The organism is Streptomyces sp. ISL-99, from assembly GCF_018614005.1.
Taxonomy (GTDB): domain Bacteria; phylum Actinomycetota; class Actinomycetes; order Streptomycetales; family Streptomycetaceae; genus Streptomyces; species Streptomyces flavidovirens.
Map to the genome: position 1 here is coordinate 198162 of NZ_JAGGPC010000012.1, position 17034 is coordinate 215195.

A 17034-nucleotide genomic window follows, 5' to 3' on the forward strand; every position below is an offset into this window, starting at 1 on the left:
CTCGAAGGGTGCGGCGCCGTTCTACTCCGCCTCTGGGGGCGCGGGCTCAAGGGCGTTGTCCAGAAGCGTCGCCCACTGCGCCACCACCCTCTCGCGGCGTGCCGCGTCGTCGGTGAGGAGCGTGGCCAGGCCGAGGCCGCGTGCCATGTCGAGGAAGCCCTGGACCGTTTCGCGTACGCCGGGAACGGACTCGTCCGCGCCGAGGAGCTCCACCGCGATCCGGTGCGACTCGCGTCCGACGCGCGCCTCCAGCTCCGTGACGCGCGGTCGCAGCTGGTCCTCGTTGGAGGCTGCCACCCACAGGTGGAGGGCGGCCCGGAAGAGCGGTCCCGTGTAGAGGTCGACGAGTGCGCAGACGACAGCGGTGCGGTTGGCGGCGCCCTGCGGGAACAGTGCGCGCAGTGCCGTGGAGCGTTCCTCGGCGACGTACTCGACGGCCGCCGTGAAGAGGTCTTCCCGGGTCGGGAAGTGGTGCTGGGCCGCGCCGCGTGAGACGCCGGCCCGTTCCGCGACGACGGACACCGTGGAGCCCGCCCAGCCGCGCTCGGCCAGGCAGGACACCGCGGCTTCCAGCAGGCGCTGCCTGGTGGCCCTGGAGCGGTCCTGCTTGGGGGCCTTGCCGGTGGCCGGTGCGGGGGGCGGTGTCGAGGCCGGGGTCGGCGTCGGGGTCGGTGTCGGGGTCACAGCACCCATGCGGGGTCCCGTCGTTCGAGGAATGCCGTCACGCCTTCGGCCGCCTCCCGTGAGGCGAACAGACGCGCGGACTGCTCGACGAGCGTGTCCGTGTCCCGGTCGAAGGCTGCCAGCACTGTAGCCGTGACCAGGCGCTTGGACTCGGCCAGCCCCTGCGGGGAGGCCCTGCGCAGCCCGTCGAGCACGGGTGCGAGCGAGTCGTCGACGTCGTCGTCGGACGCGATGGTGATCAGTCCCGTGCGGGCCGCCTCAGCGGCGTCGAACCGTTCTCCGGTCAGGTAGTAGCGGGCGGCGCCGCGCGGGTCCAGGCGGGGCAGCAGCGGCATCGAGATGACGGCGGGGGCGAGCCCGAGCCGGGATTCGGTGAACGCGAAGCTCGCGCCGGGCCCCGCCGCTGAGATGTCGCACGCGCCGAGCAGTCCGAGCCCGCCGGCCCGTACGTGTCCCTCCACACGCGCCACCACCGGCTTGGGCAGTTCGACGATGCCCCGCAGGAGGGCCACGAAGGCGGCGGGGTCGGGGGGCGATTTGAGGTCGGCGCCCGCGCAGAAGGTGCCCCCTGTGTGGGTGAGTCGCACGGCCCGTACGGAGGGGTCCTTCGCGCACGCGGACAGGGCGTCGCCGAGCTCACCGACGAGGCGCGCGGACAGCGCGTTGCGGTTCGTAGGTGAGTCGAGCGTCAGGGTGGTGATCCCGCGGTCGTGTGCGGTCGGTACCAGGGTCATGCGCTCTCCCCTTCACGTTCGCGCAGTGCGCGCAGTTCGCGCAGTTCACGCCGGAGGATCTTTCCGGAGGCCGCCCTGGGGACGCTTGCGACGAAGGTGACGCGGCGGACCTTCTTGTACGGGGCGACGCGTGCGGCGACGTACGCCATGACGTCGTCCTCGGTGAGGTGGGCGGCCGGCTGCGGGACGACGTACGCCATGGGCACTTCGTTGCCGTTCTCGTCGTACACGCCGATGACGGCCGCGTCCGCGATCGCTTCATGGGTGAGAAGGAGCGCTTCGAGTTCGGCGGGTGCCACCTGGAAGCCCTTGTACTTGATCAGTTCCTTGACCCGGTCGACGACGAACAGCCAGCCGTCCGCGTCGGTCCTTCCGACGTCACCGGTGTGCACCCATCCGTCGGCGTCGATCATGGCGGCGGTGGCGTCGGGGCGGCCGAGGTAGCCCTTCATCACCTGGGGGCCGCGGATGGCGATCTCGCCCTCCTCTCCTACGCCCACGTCCTTTCCGGGGTCGTCGAGGGAGAGGATGCGCATTTCCGTTCCCGGGAGAAGCTTTCCGACCGTTCCCGGGGGCGGGTTCGGCGCGTTCCGGGGAACGACGTGTGTGCCGGGGGACAGTTCCGTCATGCCGTACGCCTGGAGGACCGGCGGCAGCCCGAGGCGGCGCGAACAGGCTTGCGCGAGAGCGGCGTCGAGCGGGGCGGCGGCGCTGACGATGTACTCCAGGCCGGACAGGTCGTACTTCGTGACGGCGGGGTGTTTGGCGAGGGCCAGGACGATCGGCGGGGCTACGTACAGGCCGTTGATGCGGTGCTTCTGGATGGCGCCGAGGAACTGGTCGAGTTCGAACCGCGGAAGTACGACGACCGTCGCACCATTGCGCAGGGGCGCGTTCATGAGAGCGGTGAGGCCGTAAATGTGAAAGAAGGGAAGCACCGCCAGGATGCGGTCGCCGGGTCCCATGGGGATGAAGGGATCGAGCTGCGCCAGGTTGGTGGCGATGCTGCGGTGCGTGAGCATCACGCCCTTGGGAACGCCCGTGGTGCCCGACGAGTACGGGAGCGCCGCGATGTCCTCGGACGGGTCGATGGTGAGCTGCGGCTCGGGAGCGGTCGAGGCGAGCATGTCGAGGACGGAGCGGTGTCCTTCCGCGCTGTCGCAGACGAAGATCTCCTCGATCCCGCCGACGAGTTCGGCGGCCCTTCGCGCGACGCCCAGGAGCGGTGAGACGGTGACGATCCAGCGGGCGGAGGAGTCGGTGAGCTGCTTGGCGAACTCCTCCGCCGTGGACAGCGGGTGGATGGTCGTGACGGAGGCCCCGGCGCGCGTGGCGGCGTAGAAGACCACCGGGTACGCGATGGTGTTGGGGCTGTGCAGGGCGAGTACGTCGCCCTGCCGCAGGCCCGCCTCGGCCAGCGCGGCGGCGATGCGCCGGTGGAAGGTGTCCAGTTGGCTGTACGTGATCGTGTCGCCGTTCGTCCCGTCGATCAGGGCGGGCGTGTCGCCGTACTCGGCGGCCCTTCCGAGCACCGCCTCGTGGATGGGAAGTCCGACGGGCTCTACGGGTGCGTACTCGCTCTGGAACGCCATGACGGTCCCCTCCGCGGTATGGGTGGTGGCCAGAATCCCGCGTGCTAGTACGACTTGGGGAGCCCCAGGGACTGGTGGGATACGAAGTTCAGGATCATTTCGCGGCTGACGGGCGCGATACGGGCCACCCGCGCGGCGGTGATCAGCGACGCGAGGCCGTATTCGCGGGTGAGTCCGTTGCCGCCGAGGGTGTGGACGGCCTGGTCGACGGCCTTCACGCAGGCCTCTGCGGCGGCGTATTTCGCCATGTTGGCGGCCTCCCCCGCGCCGAGGTCGTCGCCCGCGTCGTAGAGGTGGGCCGCTTTCTGCATCATCAGGCGGGCCAGTTCGAGTTCGATGTGGGCCTGCGCGAGGGGGTGGGCGATGGCCTGGTGGGCGCCGACGGGGGCCTTCCAGACGGTGCGCTCCCTGGCGTACTCGACGGCCCTGCTGACGGCGTAGCGGCCCATGCCGACGGCGAAGGCGGCAGTCATGACCCGCTCGGGGTTGAGGCCGGCGAAGAGCTGGAGGAGGCCCGCGTCCTCGTCGCCGACCAGGGCTTCGGCGGGCAGGCGCACGTCGTCGAGGACCAGCTCGAACTGCTTCTCCGGTGCCTGGAGTTCCATGTCGATCTGCGAGCGCCGGAAGCCCGGAGTGTCGCGGGGGACGATGAACAGGCACGGTTTGAGGCGGCCCGTCCGCGCGTCCTCGGTGCGGCCGACGATGAGGGTCGCGTCGGCGATGTCGACGCCGGAGATGAAGACCTTGCGTCCCGTGAGCAGCCAGTTGTCCCCGTCGCGGCGGGCCGTGGTGGTGATCCGGTGGGAGTTCGATCCGGCGTCGGGCTCGGTGATGCCGAACGCCATGGTGAGGCTTCCGTCGGCGAGCCCGGGCAGCCAGGCGGCCTTCTGTCCGTCCGTACCGAAGCGGGCGATGACGGTGCCGCAGATGGCGGGCGAGACGACCATCATGAGGAGAGGACACCCGGCTGCCCCCAGCTCCTCCAGGACGATAGATAGTTCCGCTGTCCCGCCGCCCCCTCCGCCGTACTCCTCGGGAAGGTTCACACCGAGGTAACCGAGCTTGGCGGCCTCCGCCCAGAGCGCGTCGGGGTGCGCCCCTTCGCGTACGACGGTGGTCATGTAGTCGCGTCCGTAACGCTTCCCGAGAGCGGCGACGGCCGCTCGGAGCGCTTTGTGTTCTTCGGTTTCCACAACGGCGGTGCTCATGACTGCTGGTCCTCCTGGGACTCTTCGCCAGGCTCTGCGGCCTGTACGACGGCGAGCAGGGCGCCGACCTCGACCTGGCGGCCGGGGGCGGCGTGGAGCGCGGTGAGCGTGCCGGAGGCGGGAGCGCAGACGCGGTGCTCCATCTTCATGGCCTCCAGCCAGAGCAGGGGCTGCCCCGCGGTGACGCGGGCGCCTTCCGTGAGCCCTTCGGCGACGCGGACGACGGTTCCCGGCATGGGCGCGAGCAGGGAGCCCGGTTCCGTGCGGGCTGTGGGGTCGGGGAAGCGGGGCAGAGCCGTGAGGGTGTGCGAGCCGCCGGTGGACGTGTCGGCGTACGTCCGGCCGCCGGGGTGCACGGTGATGTGGAAGTGCCGCAGTACGCCGTCGATTTCGAAGGTCACGTGATCGGCTCGTACGTCGTGCACGCGTACGCCCGGCGCGCCTTCCGCGGTGAAGCCGTCCCGGGTGACCCGGTAGCGGACCTCGTGTTCCGTCCCGTCGGGCTCGGTCCGGTAGGTCTTCACCTGTGGCTGGGACGGCACATTGCGCCAGCCGCCGAGCCGGGCCGTCGTCGTCGTTCCGGTGATCTGCCGGGTGGCGGCGTCGGCGAGCGCTGCGGCGAGCGCGGCCAGTGCCCCGTGCGAAGGGTCCGGGGAAGCCTCGGTGAGCGCGTCCAGGTGCCGGTCGTAGAAGCCGGTGTCGAGCCGTCCGGCCGCGAAGTCGGGGTGCCGCAGCGAGCGTACGAGCAGGTCCCTGTTGGTGACGGGGCCGTGGATCCTGGCCCGCTCCAGGGCACGGGCCAGCTTGCGCACGGCTTCGGACCGGGTGGGCGCGTGGGCGATGACCTTGGCCAGCATCGGGTCGTAGTGCACCCCGACGACGTCTCCGCCGGCGTACCCGCTGTCGACCCGCAGTCCGGGTGCCTCGGGGACGCTCAGGGCGTGCAGGGGACCTGTCTGGGGCTGCCAGTCGCGGGAAGGGTCCTCCGCGTAGAGGCGGGCCTCCACCGCGTGGCCCGAAGGGGCGGGTGGTCCGGGTGGCAGGGCCTCGCCCTCGGCGACGCGCAGTTGGAGCGCCACCAGGTCGATGCCGTACACCGCCTCGGTCACGGGATGCTCGACCTGGAGGCGGGTGTTCATCTCCAGGAAGTACGGGCGGCCCTCGGCCGAGACCAGGAACTCGACGGTTCCCGCGCCCCGGTAGTCCACCGCCCTCGCCGCCGCCACCGCGGCGTCGTGCAGTGTGGTGCGCAGGGCGTCGTCCAGGCCGGGTGCGGGGGCCTCCTCGACAACTTTCTGGTGCCGCCGCTGGAGCGAGCAGTCCCGGGTGCCGAGCGCCCAGACCGTGCCGTGCGCGTCGGCCATCACCTGGACCTCGACGTGGCGGCCGCGTTCGACGTACGGCTCGGCGAAGACCTCCCCGTCGCCGAAGGCGGACCGTGCTTCCGCGGTCGCGGCGGTCAGCTCGCCCGCGAGCGCCGAGAGATCGCGTACGACGCGCATGCCTCTGCCGCCGCCGCCCGCCGCCGCCTTGAGGAGGAGCGGGAGGTCTGCGTCGGTGGCCTTGTCGGGGGCGACGGGGGCCAGGAGCGGGACGCCGGAGGCCGCCATGAGTTCCTTGGCGCGCGTCTTGGATGCCATGGCGTCGATCGCCTCGGGCGGCGGACCGATCCACACCAGACCCGCGTCCAGTACGGCGCGGGCGAACCCGGCGTTCTCGGAGAGGAAGCCGTATCCGGGGTGCACGGCGTCCGCACCGGCCGCCAGGGCGGCCTTCACGACGAGGTCACCGCGCAGGTACGTGTCGGCGGGGGCCGTTCCCGGCAGGCGTACCGCGGCGTCCGCGGAACGCGCGTGCAGCGCGCCCCTGTCGGCGTCGGAGTACACGGCGACGGTGGTGATGCCGAGGTGTGCGCACGTACGGAAGACGCGGCAGGCGATCTCGCCGCGGTTGGCCACGAGGACTGAGGTGATCATCGAACTCATCGGAAGGCCCTTCACATCCGGAAGACGCCGAAGCCGCCGCGCGCGCCCTCGACCGGTGCCGTGTGGATCGCGGACAGGCACAGCCCCAGCACGGTCCTGGTGTCGCGCGGGTCGATGACCCCGTCGTCGTACAGCCGCCCGGACAGGAACATCGGGAGGGACTCCGACTCGATCTGCTGCTCGACCATGGCGCGCAGCCCCGCGTCGGCCTCGGCAGCCTTGTCGTCGTATGGCTGCCCCTTCGCGGCGGCGGACGCGCGGGCGACGATCGAGAGCACCCCGGCGAGCTGCTGCGGGCCCATGACGGCGGACTTGGAGCTCGGCCAGGCGAAGAGGAAGCGGGGGTCGTAGGCGCGCCCGCACATGCCGTAGTGGCCGGCGCCGTAGGAGGCGCCCATCAGGACGGAGAGGTGCGGGACCCTGGAGTTCGACACCGCGTTGATCATCATCGCGCCGTGCTTGATGATGCCGCCCTGCTCGTACTCCTTGCCGACCATGTAGCCGGTGGTGTTGTGGAGGAACAGGAGGGGGATGTCGCGCTGGTTCGCCAACTGGATGAACTGGGCGGCCTTCTGGGACTCCGCGCTGAAGAGCACTCCTTGTGCATTGGCGAGGATGCCGAGGGGGTGGCCGTGGAGGCGGGCCCAGCCGGTGACCAGGCTGGGCCCGTACAGCGGCTTGAACTCGTCGAAGTCCGAGGCGTCGACGATACGGGCGATCACTTCGCGCGGGTCGAAGGGGACCTTGAGGTCGCCGGGGACTATGCCCGCGAGTTCGTCCTCGTCGTACTTGGGGGGCTCGGCGGGGACGGGCGGGGCGGCTTGTGCCTTGCGCCAGTTGAGGCGGGCTACCACGCGGCGGGCCTGACGCAGGGCGTCGTGCTCGTCCAGGGCGAAGTAGTCGGCGAGACCGGAGGTACGGGCGTGCATTTCGGCGCCGCCGAGGGATTCGTCGTCCGACTCCTCGCCGGTGGCCATCTTGACGAGGGGCGGGCCGCCGAGGAAGACCTTCGACTGCTTGTTGATCATGATGGTGTGGTCGGACATTCCGGGGATGTACGCCCCGCCGGCCGTGGAGTTGCCGAAGACGACCGCGATGGTCGGGATTCCGGCGGCGGAGAGGCGGGTGAGGTCGCGGAAGAGCGCACCGCCGGGAATGAAGATCTCCTTCTGGGAGGGGAGATCCGCGCCGCCGGACTCTACGAGGCTGATGCAGGGGAGGCGGTTCGCGTACGCGATCTCGTTCGCCCGCAGCGCCTTTTTGAGGGTCCAGGGGTTGGAGGCGCCGCCGCGGACGGTGGGGTCGGTGGCGGTGATGAGGCACTCCACGCCCTCGACGACGCCGATTCCGGTGACCATGGACGCGCCTACTGCGTAGTCGCTGCCCCAGGCGGCCAGGGGCGACAGCTCCAGGAACGGGGTGTCGGGGTCGAGGAGCAACTCGATGCGCTCGCGGGCGAGCAGTTTGCCACGCTCGCGGTGGCGGGCGACGTACTTCTCGCCGCCGCCGGCGAGGGCTTTGGCGTGCTCGGCGTCGAGGTCGGCCAGTTTGGCGAGCATGGCGGCGCGGTTGGTGGCGTACTCGGGGGCGTGAGGGTCGAGTGCGGTGGGGAGCACGGTCACTGGGTCACCGCCGGGGTGGGGGTGGGGGTGGGGGTGGGGGTGGGTGCGGGTTCGGATGCGGGTGCCTGTCCGGGTGCGGGTTCAGGTGCCAGCGGCGCTGTTCCCCTACCCGCCCCTTCCCGCTGTGACATTCTGCGGCTCCGCCGCGTGGGGGCTCCGCCCCAGACCCCGGTCCTCAAACGCCGGACGGGCTGAATTTGCCCGCGGCGGGAGTATGGTCCCGTCATGCGGGAGCGTTGTGCCGTCACAGGAGTACCTCCGGTATGTCGATGTGCCGGGAGCGCAGCCATTCGCCCAGTGCCTTCGCCTGGGGGTCGAAGCGGGCCTGGGAGGCGACTCCCTCGCCCAGGAGGCCCTCGACCACGAAGTTCAGGGCTCGCAGGTTCGGCAGGACATGGCGAGTCACCGGGAGGTTCGCCGTCTCCGGGAGCAGCTGCCGGAAGCGGTCCACCGTCAGGGCGTGTGCGAGCCACCGCCACGCGTCGTCCGAGCGCACCCACACACCGACGTTCGCGTCCCCGCCCTTGTCACCGCTGCGGGCGCCCGCGACAAGGCCGATCGGGGCCCTGCGTGTCGGACCCGTCAGTGCGGGCGGCAAGCGGGGCGCGTCGCCGACCGGCTCAAGGACCCGCGTACGCGCGGGATGCGGCACCCACACCCGCTCACCCTGCGGCAGCACCGCGACGTGCTTCACCTCCCCCGCGTCCACGTACGCCGCCTCGAAGACCCCGTACGGTGCGCCTTTTCCGGGGGGCGCCGTGACGTGGAAGCCCGGGTAGCTGCCGAGCGCGAGTTCGATCGCCGCTCCACTGATCACACGGCCGACGTTCGCCGGGTCCGGGTCCCGCACGACCAGCCGCAGCAGTGCGCTCGCGCATTCCTGCGTGTCGGCGTCCGTCCGGTCCGTGCGCACCAGCTCCCAGCGGACCTCGGCCGGGCGGCGTTCGGCCGACGACAGCGCGTCCTCCAGTTGTGCCCGTACGAGCTCGGCCTTCGCCTCGATGTCCAGGCCGGTCAGTACGCACGTGACCTCGTTGCGCCACCCGCCCACCCGGGTCACCCCGGCCTTGAGGGTGGGTGGCGGCGCCTCTCCGCGTACGCCCGAGATCCGCACCCGCTCCGGCCCCTCCCGCGCGAGGCGCACGGTGTCGAGTCGTGCCGTGACGTCGGGGCCTGCGTACCGGGGTGCGCCCGTTTCGTACAGGAGCTGCGCGGTGACCGTTCCCGTGTCGACGTAACCGCCCGTTCCCGGGTGCTTCGTGATGACCGAAGAACCGTCGGCATGGATCTCAGCGAGCGGGAAACCGGGGCGCCTTACGTCACGTGGCCGGGAACGGTCGGAGAAGAACGCGTAGTTGCCCCCCGTCGCCTGTGTCCCGCACTCCAGCACGTGCCCGGCCACCACCGCCCCTGCCAAGCGGTCGTACTCCTCGGGGCCCCACCCGAACCACCATGCGGCCGGTCCGGTGACCAGTGCCGCGTCCGTGACGCGCCCCGTCACCACCACGTCCGCGCCCGCTGCGAGGCACTTCGCGATGCCGCCGCCGCCCAGGTAGGCGTTCGCGGTGAGCGCTCCTTCGGGCAGCGGCAGACTGTCGCCTTCCACGTGCGCGACCCGCAGCGGCACCCCGGCCCGTTCCGCGAGTTCCCGTACGGCGTCAGCGAGCGCTTCCGGGTTGAGGCCGCCCGCGTTGGCCACGATCCGTACCCCGCGCTCGTGTACGTGGCCGAGGTTCTTCTCCAGTTGCCGCAGGAAGGTCTTGGCGTACCCGAGACCGGGGTCCTTCAGGCGGTCGCGTCCGAGGATGAGCATGGTCAGTTCGGCGAGGTAGTCCCCGGTGAGTACGTCGAGTTCGCCGCCGGTGAGCATCTCCGTCATGGCGTCGAAGCGGTCGCCGTAGAAACCCGAGGCGTTCCCGATCCGCAGCGGCCGCCGGCCGCTCTGCCCGCCGGCGGGGGTCACGCCGCTCCCCCGCCCCGCCGCTTCGGTTCCCGCCCCGCGCCCGCCGGTCCCGCGAACGCCTGCGCGATGTCCAGCCACCGGTCGGCGTCGGCACCCTCGGCCCGTACCGCCACGTCGTCACGGTGGGCCCGCTGGGTCACCAGGAGGCAGAAGTCGAGCGCCGGTCCCGTGACCCGCTGCCGGGCGTCCTCGGGCCCGTACGCCCACAGCCCGGACCCGTCCGGCGCGGTCAGCTCCACCCGGAACTCCTCGGCGGGCGGGGTGAGCCCTCGCACCGCGAAGGCGTAGCCGCGCGCCCGCACGCCGATCCTGGCCACATGCCGCAGCCGTGCCGTCGGCTCCCGGCGCGCTCCCACCGCGTCCGCGATGTCCTGGCCGTGCGCCCAGGTCTCCATCAGCCGCCCGGTCGCCATCGAAGCGGCGCCCATCGGCGGCCCGTACCAGGGGAACTTCACCCCGTCCGGCGCCGCCCGCAGGGCTCGCTGGAGCTGTTCGCGGCCGTCGCGCCACCACGCCAGCAGCTCGTCGACCGGCAGCTCCGCTCCCGCCTCCGCGCCCTCGTCGACGAAGCGCTCGGGCGCGGACATCGCCTCCTGGGCCTCCGCCGTGAAGCCCTCGGGATCGGTGACGGACAGCAGCGCCGCTGTGTCCGTCCACGCCAGATGCGCGATCTGGTGGGCGACGGTCCAGCGTGGCGCGGGCGTGGCGAGCGACCACTGCTTCTCGCTCAGGCCCACGACCAGCTGGTCGAGTTCATCCCCTTCGGCACGGAGATCGTCGAGCACGGCTGCCGGATCGGACACGGTGCGCTCCCCTCGGGGTAGGGCGGTGTGTCCGGAGCATGGCAGCCCCTCAAGAAACAAGCAAGCGTGCTTGCATTATTTGTGTGCCGGAATCACGCGACGGGCGTGGACCGCTCCCGACGCGCCTGCCGGCCCTGCCGCCCCTGGCTCCGTACCGCCCCCATGCTCGCCGCGATGACCAGCGCGATCGCCAGCGCGTCCGTCACGGACAGGGCCTGACTCAGCACCAGGAATCCGGCGACCGCCGCGATGGCCGGCTCCAGGCTCATCAGTACGGCGAACGTCGCGGCCGGCAGCCGGCGCAGCGCCAGCAGCTCCAGCGTGTACGGCAGCACGGACGACATCAGCGCGACCGCCACCGCCAGCGCCACCGTGCGCGGCTCCAGCAGCCTGCCGCCCGCCTCCGCGATCCCGAGCGGCAGGCTGAGCAGCGCCGCGACCGCCATCGCGAGCGCCAGTCCGTCCGCCTGGGGGAACCTCCGTCCGGTCCGCGCGCTGAAGAGGATGTACGCCGCCCAGCAGCCGCCGGCGGCTAGCGCGTACGCCGCGCCGACCAGGTCGAGCCGGTCGAAGCCGCCGCCGCTGAGCAGCGCGACGCCGCCGAGCGCGAGTGCGGCCCACACGGCGCTCATTGCGCGGCGGGACGCGAACACGGAGAGGGCGAGCGGTCCCAGCACCTCAAGGGTGACCGCCACGCCCAGCGGGATACGGTCCAGCGCCTGGTAGAAGAGACCGTTCATGCCTGCCATGGCGAGACCGAAGGCGGCGATGGTCCACCAGTCGGCGCGGGCGTAGCCGCGCACGCGCGGCCGGCACACGGCGAGCAGGATCACGGCCGCGACGGCGAGCCGCAGGGCGACGACACCGGCCGCTCCCACGCTCGGCATGATCGTCACCGCGACGGCGGACCCGAACTGCACCGACATCCCACCGGCCACCACCATCGCCACCGGCCCGAGCCGGGCCCCGAGCCGCGCTGCGGGACCGGCAGGGCCCGCCGCGGGACCGGCGTCGGGTATCGAAGGAGCGGGGGCGGGCGCGTGGCCGGGGTCGGCGGAGGTGGGCTGTTCCATGCGCTCCACGGTAAGCGGAACATCACCGTCCACCGCTCACACCCCTGACCGGGGACTGACGCACGGCGTGGTCAGTGCTGCCCGGTGAGGGGAGGGCGGTTCCGTCCCTCTGCCGAACCGCGTCCCGGGCCGTCTCCCAGGCCGTCTCCCAGGCCGTCTGCCAGTACCTCCGCCAGGTGCCTCGCCCTCAGGCCCGTCAGCTGTTGCACCTGGGTGCGGCAGGAGAAGCCGTCCGCCAGGAGCTCCGTTCCCTGGGCGGCGTCGCGTACCGACGGGAGCAGTTGTTCCTCGGCGCAGGCGACCGACACGTCGTAGTGGCCGCGCTCGAATCCGAAGTTTCCCGCGAGGCCGCAGCAGCCGCCGCTCAGGGCGCCGGTGAGACCGGCCCGCTCCCGCAGCCGCTGTTCCGCCGCGTCGCCCAGTACGGCGTGCTGGTGGCAGTGCGTCTGGCCCGCTACCGGGCGGTCGATCCTCGGGGGCTGCCAGTGCGGGGCGTACTCCTCCAGTGCCTGCGCGAAGGTGCGTACCGAGGAGGCGAGGGCGGCCGCTCTCGGGTCGTTCGGCAGCAGCTCGGGGAGGTCGGCCTTGAGCGCGGCCGCACAGCTCGGTTCCAGGACGACGACGGGCAGCCCGGCGGCGCGTTCCATGCCGTCCAGGGTGCGGCGCATGACCGTGCGGGCCCGGTCGAGCTGTCCGGTGGAGACGTACGTCAGGCCGCAGCACAGCTGCCGCGGTGGCATCACGACCCGCAGGCCGGCCGCTTCCAGTACGCGCACCGCGGCCCGGCCGACGTCCGGGGAGAGGTGGTTGGTGAAGGTGTCGGGCCACAGGACGACGGTCGTCGTACCAAGCTCCGGGGACCGTTTCCGCACCACCCTGTTCCGCGCCCGCCACCAGCTCCGCAGCGTGGTGCGCGCCGGAGTGGGCAGGTCGCGCTCCGGGGCGATCCCTCCCAGGCGCTTCACGAGAGCGGCCAGCGGGCGTACCCGGGAAGCGGCGCCCAGCACACCCGCGAACGGAGCCGCCGCGCGCAGCCACACGGGAAGCCGGCCCATCGCGTAGTGCGCCGCGGGACGGAGCCGGCCCTTGTAGTGGTGGTGCAGGAATTCCGCCTTGTACGTCGCCATGTCGACGCCCACCGGACAGTCGCTCCTGCACCCCTTGCACGACAGGCACAGGTCGAGTGCGTCCCGTACCTCCCGCGACCGCCAGCCGTCCGTGACGACTTCCCCGGCGAGCATTTCGTGCAGCAGGCGCGCGCGCCCGCGCGTGGAGTGCTGTTCGTCTCCGGTGACCCGGAAGGAGGGGCACATGACGCCCGCTCCCGTCGCCGACTCGGTACGGCACTTCGCGACGCCCACACAACGGCGTACGGCGGCCGGGAAATCCCCGCCGTCGTGCGGGTACGCGAAGGCGACGTCGACGTGCTCCCCGGGGAGCACCGCGAAGCGCAGATTCTCGTCCAGCCGGGCGGGGCGGGCGAGCACACCCGGGTTCATGCCGCCGGCCGGGTCCCACACGTCCTTGAAGCGGCCGAAGAGGGCGACGAGTTCGTTCCCGTACATCTTCGGAAGCAGTTCCGCGCGTGCCTGCCCGTCGCCGTGTTCCCCGGACAGCGAGCCGCCGTGGGCGACGACGAGTTCCGCCTGTTCCTCGGAGAAGGCGCGGAAGCGGCGTACGCCGGTCTCACTGAGGAGGTCGAAGTCGATACGGACGTGGATGCACCCGTCGCCGAAGTGGCCGTAAGGCGTGCCGCGCAGGCCGTGCTCGGCGAGCAGTGACCTGAAGTCCCGCAGGTACGCGCCGAGCCGTGCGGGCGGTACGGCGCAGTCCTCCCAGCCGGGCCACGCCTCGCTGCCGTCCGGCATCCGCGTCGCCGTACCGCTCGCGTCCTCGCGGACGCGCCACAGGGCGCGTTGTCCGGCCGGGTCGGTGACGACCGTTCCGTCGAGCGCCTGGGCGGCCTTCACGAGCCGCTCGGCGCGGGAGAGCGCTTCGGCGGCCGAGTCCCCGCCCATCTCCACGAAGAGCCACGCCAAGCCGCGCGGGAGCAGCCTCCGTTCCTGCTCGGGGACGAGGTCTTCGGCCATGCCTTCCACGGTGAGCGGGCCGTACGGGAGGAGTGCGGGCGCGGCCTCGGCCGCGGCGCTCTCACCGGCGTACCCGAGAACGGCCAGTGCGCGTGCCCCGGGGGCTTCCACCAGGCGTACGGTCGCCTCGCGCACCACGCCGAGCGTTCCCTCGCTTCCGCAGAACGCACGGGCGAGGTTCACGCCGTTCTCGGGAAGCAACGCGTCCAGGGCGTATCCCGAGATACGGCGCGGCAGCTCGGGGAAGCCGGTGCGCAGGAGCGCGAGGTTGCCGTTCACCAGTGCGCGCAGACCTTCGGGTGCGCCCTGCCAGCCCTCGGCCAGGCGCAGCTCGTCCCCGCCGTAGGTGACGACCGACAGGTCGTAGAGGTTGTCGGCCGTCGTTCCCCACGCCACCGAGTGCGAGCCGCACGAGTTGTTCCCGATCATGCCGCCGAGCGTGCAGCGGCTGTGCGTGGAGGGGTCCGGCCCGAAGGTCAGCCCGTACGCCCCCGCCGCGGCCCGCAGATCGTCGAGGACGACGCCCGGCTGCACCACGACCGTACGGGTCTCGGGGTCGAGGTCCGTGATGGCGCGCATGTGGCGCGTGAAGTCGAGGACGACACCCGTGCCGGTCGCCTGCCCGGCGATCGACGTACCGCCGCCGCGCGGCACGACGGGCACCCCGTGAGCCCGGCAGACGGCGAGCGCGGCGGCCACGTCGGCGGCGTCGCGCGGGGCGACGACACCGAGCGGCACGCGCCGGTAGTTGGAGGCGTCCATCGTCATCAGGGCGCGCGCCGCCGCGTCGAAGGCGACGTCACCCCGCACGGCCGCGCGCAGCTCGCGCGCCAGCGCCGCCGTGTCGTGCCCGCGCCGCTTCTCGCCCTGCCCGTTCCGCCCGTCGTGCTCACGCCCGTCACGCTGCTCAGCCATGCGCTCAAGGATGCCGACGACTCACCGCTCCCGGCGAGGCCGCAGACGCGCGCTCGGGTTCGGACTCGGGCCCGGTACGCCGAAAGGGTGAAGCTCGGCGCAGCAGCAACGGTGCGAGGCGGGGTGAGGTGGGGCGGGCGGTCTCGCATCTCACCGGCCGGAGCCCGCGTCTCACCGGCCGGACGGGCGCCTCCCGCACCTCCGCGGACCGGCTACGCTCCGGCTCGTGGCTGAGATCCAGATTCCCGCTGACATGAAGCCCGCCGACGGCCGTTTCGGCGCGGGCCCCTCCAAGGTGCGTACGGAGGCGCTGGACGCCCTGGCCGCCACCGGCACCTCACTCCTCGGTACGTCCCACCGCCAGGCCCCGGTCAAGAACCTGGTCGGCTCGGTGCGCGACGGCGTACGCGACCTCTTCCAGCTCCCCGAGGGTTACGAGGTGATCCTGGGCAACGGCGGTTCCACCGCCTTCTGGGACATCGCGACCCACGGGCTGATCGAGCAGAAGTCCCAGCACCTGAGCTTCGGCGAGTTCTCGTCGAAGTTCGCGAAGGCCGCCAAGCTGGCGCCCTGGCTGGACGACCCGACCGTGATCGCCTCGGACCCGGGTACGCACCCGGACCCGCGGGCCGAGGCGGGTGTCGACGTCTACGCCTTCACCCACAACGAGACCTCGACCGGTGTCGCGGCCCCGGTCAAGCGCGTCGGGGGCGCCGACGCCGGCTCCCTTGTGGTGGTCGACGCCACGTCCGGCGCGGGCGGCCTCCCGGTCGACATCACCGAGACCGACGTCTACTACTTCGCCCCGCAGAAGTCCTTCGCCTCCGACGGCGGCCTGTGGATCGCGGCCTTCTCGCCCGCCGCCCTGGAGCGTGCCGCGCGCGTCCACGCGTCCGGCCGCCACATCCCGGAGTTCTTCAGCCTGCCCACGGCGATCGACAACTCCCTCAAGAACCAGACGTACAACACCCCCGCGCTCGCGACCCTCTTCCTGCTCGACAACCAGCTGAAGTGGCTCAACACGCAGGGCGGTCTCGACTGGTCGGTCCGCCGCACCGCGACCTCGGCGGCCAACCTGTACGGCTGGGCCGACGAGTCCAAGTACGCGACGCCGTTCGTCACCGACCCGGCCAAGCGCTCGCAGGTCATCGGCACGATCGACTTCTCCGACGAGATCGACGCCACGGCGGTCGCCAAGGCGCTGCGCGCGAACGGCATCGTCGACACGGAGCCGTACCGCAAGCTGGGCCGCAACCAGCTGCGCGTCGCGATGTTCCCGGCGATCGACCCGGCCGACGTCAAGGCCCTGACGGCCTGCATCGACTACGTGATCGAGAAGCTGTAGCCGCAGCTGTCAGCTGTAGCTGTAGCTGTAGCTGTAGCTGTACGAGATGCGTACGGAAAGGGGTCCGGCCGACACCGTCGCCGGGCCCCTTTCCCTGCGCCCGCTGAACGCGCCGGTTCCACGCCAGGCCGATAACCGCTCTACCCAGGTCGCGCCCCGCTGCCTACAGTCCGAAGGGTTCCGGCGCTTCCACCACCGGCCGGAACCGCTTGAATGTTTGACATGCACATGTCGCTCCACAGTTTCTTCGGTTGCACCCCCCTTGTTCGCCCGACGACCGATCGGAGCACCATGCCCGGACACACACCAGGACAGCGAGCGTTACTCGTCGGCGGTGCGGCCGCCGCGCTGCTCGCCTCCACGCTGTTCGCACAGAACGCCTCAGCGGCCGAAGACGCCGCGACCCACGGGATCGTCGCACCGCCCGACAAGATCGTCATCGAGATAGCGACCGTCAACGGCTCGGGCTGCCGGCAAGGGACGGCCGCCGTCGCCGTTTCCCCGGACAACACGGCCTTCACCGTCACGTACAGCGACTACCTCGCCCAGGTGGGCCTGGGCGCGAAGCCGACCGACTTCCGCAAGAACTGCCAGCTCAACCTGATCGTGCACGTTCCGCACGGCTTCACCTACGCGGTCGCGAGCGCCGACTACCGCGGCTACGCCCGCCTGCAGGCGGGCGCCACCGCCGTCCAGAAGGCGTCGTACTACTTCCAGGGCTCGCCCGACACGGCGTCCAGGACGCACCCGCACACCGGGCCGTACGACAACAACTGGCAGGCGACCGACGAAACCGACTGGGGCCAGCTGGTCTGGGCGCCCTGCGGGGTGAAGCGGAACTTCAACATCAACACTGAACTGCGGGTCAGCGCGGGCACCTCGGACCCGACGAAGACGAACAGCTTCATCACCATGGACTCGACGGACGGCGACATCAAGACCATCTACCGGCTGGCCTGGAAGGAGTGCCCGGCCTAGCCACAACCGGGGTGGGCCCGCCCCCCTCCCGGGCCCACCCCT

General features: G+C 71.7%; 12 protein-coding genes. 2 read left to right on the forward strand and 10 right to left on the reverse strand.

Annotated features, from left to right (window positions below):
* Positions 1 to 21: 21 nt before the first annotated feature.
* The 10 genes from J7E91_RS07895 to J7E91_RS07940 all read right to left on the reverse strand — a co-directional run bounded on the left by J7E91_RS07895 (position 22) and on the right by J7E91_RS07940 (position 14669).
* Positions 22 to 693, reverse strand: coding sequence for a TetR/AcrR family transcriptional regulator (locus J7E91_RS07895; RefSeq protein ID WP_251015310.1), 672 nt, complete (start codon positions 691 to 693; stop codon positions 22 to 24).
* Entirely contained in the window at positions 681 to 1418 is a 738-nt protein-coding gene (locus J7E91_RS07900) for an enoyl-CoA hydratase family protein (RefSeq protein ID WP_214900233.1), read from the reverse strand. Before J7E91_RS07900 ends, J7E91_RS07895 begins: the two co-directional genes overlap by 13 nt.
* Positions 1415 to 3010, reverse strand: a complete 1596-nt coding sequence (locus J7E91_RS07905) for a 4-coumarate--CoA ligase family protein (RefSeq protein ID WP_214900235.1) — start codon at positions 3008 to 3010, stop codon at positions 1415 to 1417. Before J7E91_RS07905 ends, J7E91_RS07900 begins: the two co-directional genes overlap by 4 nt.
* A 44-nt stretch (positions 3011 to 3054) precedes the next feature.
* On the reverse strand, positions 3055 to 4218 hold the full coding sequence (locus tag J7E91_RS07910; protein WP_214900237.1) for an acyl-CoA dehydrogenase family protein: 1164 nt from the start codon (positions 4216 to 4218) through the stop codon (positions 3055 to 3057).
* On the reverse strand, positions 4215 to 6194 hold the full coding sequence (locus tag J7E91_RS07915) for a biotin carboxylase N-terminal domain-containing protein (protein ID WP_214900239.1): 1980 nt from the start codon (positions 6192 to 6194) through the stop codon (positions 4215 to 4217). Before J7E91_RS07915 ends, J7E91_RS07910 begins: the two co-directional genes overlap by 4 nt.
* A gap of 20 nt (positions 6195 to 6214) precedes the next feature.
* Complete coding sequence (locus J7E91_RS07920; RefSeq protein ID WP_214900241.1) at positions 6215 to 7825, reverse strand: acyl-CoA carboxylase subunit beta; 1611 nt, start codon at positions 7823 to 7825, stop codon at positions 6215 to 6217.
* 244 nt (positions 7826 to 8069) lie between these two features.
* Positions 8070 to 9704, reverse strand: a complete 1635-nt coding sequence (locus J7E91_RS07925) for an acyclic terpene utilization AtuA family protein (protein WP_214900449.1) — start codon at positions 9702 to 9704, stop codon at positions 8070 to 8072.
* Between the two features lie 80 nt (positions 9705 to 9784).
* Positions 9785 to 10591, reverse strand: a complete 807-nt coding sequence (locus J7E91_RS07930; RefSeq protein WP_214900242.1) for a TIGR03084 family metal-binding protein — start codon at positions 10589 to 10591, stop codon at positions 9785 to 9787.
* Positions 10592 to 10683: 92 nt separating this feature from the next.
* On the reverse strand, positions 10684 to 11664 hold the full coding sequence (locus J7E91_RS07935) for a DMT family transporter (protein WP_214900243.1): 981 nt from the start codon (positions 11662 to 11664) through the stop codon (positions 10684 to 10686).
* Positions 11665 to 11735: 71 nt separating this feature from the next.
* On the reverse strand, positions 11736 to 14669 hold the full coding sequence (locus J7E91_RS07940) for an FAD-binding and (Fe-S)-binding domain-containing protein (protein ID WP_214900245.1): 2934 nt from the start codon (positions 14667 to 14669) through the stop codon (positions 11736 to 11738).
* 226 nt (positions 14670 to 14895) lie between these two features.
* Between J7E91_RS07940 and serC the strand changes: the two genes are divergently transcribed.
* A complete protein-coding gene (gene serC / locus J7E91_RS07945; RefSeq protein ID WP_214900247.1) occupies positions 14896 to 16014 on the forward strand; it encodes a phosphoserine transaminase in 1119 nt (372 codons plus the stop codon).
* Positions 16015 to 16305: 291 nt separating this feature from the next.
* Positions 16306 to 16992 (forward strand): DUF4360 domain-containing protein, encoded by a 687-nt coding sequence (locus tag J7E91_RS07950; RefSeq protein ID WP_214900249.1) that lies wholly within the window; start codon positions 16306 to 16308, stop codon positions 16990 to 16992.
* Positions 16993 to 17034: the final 42 nt, after the last annotated feature.

What these genes read in the sequence shown, in the direction of transcription:
- J7E91_RS07895 (WP_251015310.1), bottom strand. Translation starts at nt 693, where the DNA reads ATGGGTGCTGTGACCCCGACACCGACCCCGACGCCGACCCCGGCCTCG.
- J7E91_RS07900 (WP_214900233.1), bottom strand. Translation starts at nt 1,418, where the DNA reads ATGACCCTGGTACCGACCGCACACGACCGCGGGATCACCACCCTGACG.
- J7E91_RS07905 (WP_214900235.1), bottom strand. Translation starts at nt 3,010, where the DNA reads ATGGCGTTCCAGAGCGAGTACGCACCCGTAGAGCCCGTCGGACTTCCC.
- J7E91_RS07910 (WP_214900237.1), bottom strand. Translation starts at nt 4,218, where the DNA reads ATGAGCACCGCCGTTGTGGAAACCGAAGAACACAAAGCGCTCCGAGCG.
- J7E91_RS07915 (WP_214900239.1), bottom strand. Translation starts at nt 6,194, where the DNA reads ATGATCACCTCAGTCCTCGTGGCCAACCGCGGCGAGATCGCCTGCCGC.
- J7E91_RS07925 (WP_214900449.1), bottom strand. Translation starts at nt 9,704, where the DNA reads ATGACGGAGATGCTCACCGGCGGCGAACTCGACGTACTCACCGGGGAC.
- J7E91_RS07935 (WP_214900243.1), bottom strand. Translation starts at nt 11,664, where the DNA reads ATGGAACAGCCCACCTCCGCCGACCCCGGCCACGCGCCCGCCCCCGCT.
- J7E91_RS07940 (WP_214900245.1), bottom strand. Translation starts at nt 14,669, where the DNA reads ATGGCTGAGCAGCGTGACGGGCGTGAGCACGACGGGCGGAACGGGCAG.
- J7E91_RS07950 (WP_214900249.1), top strand. Translation starts at nt 16,306, where the DNA reads ATGCCCGGACACACACCAGGACAGCGAGCGTTACTCGTCGGCGGTGCG.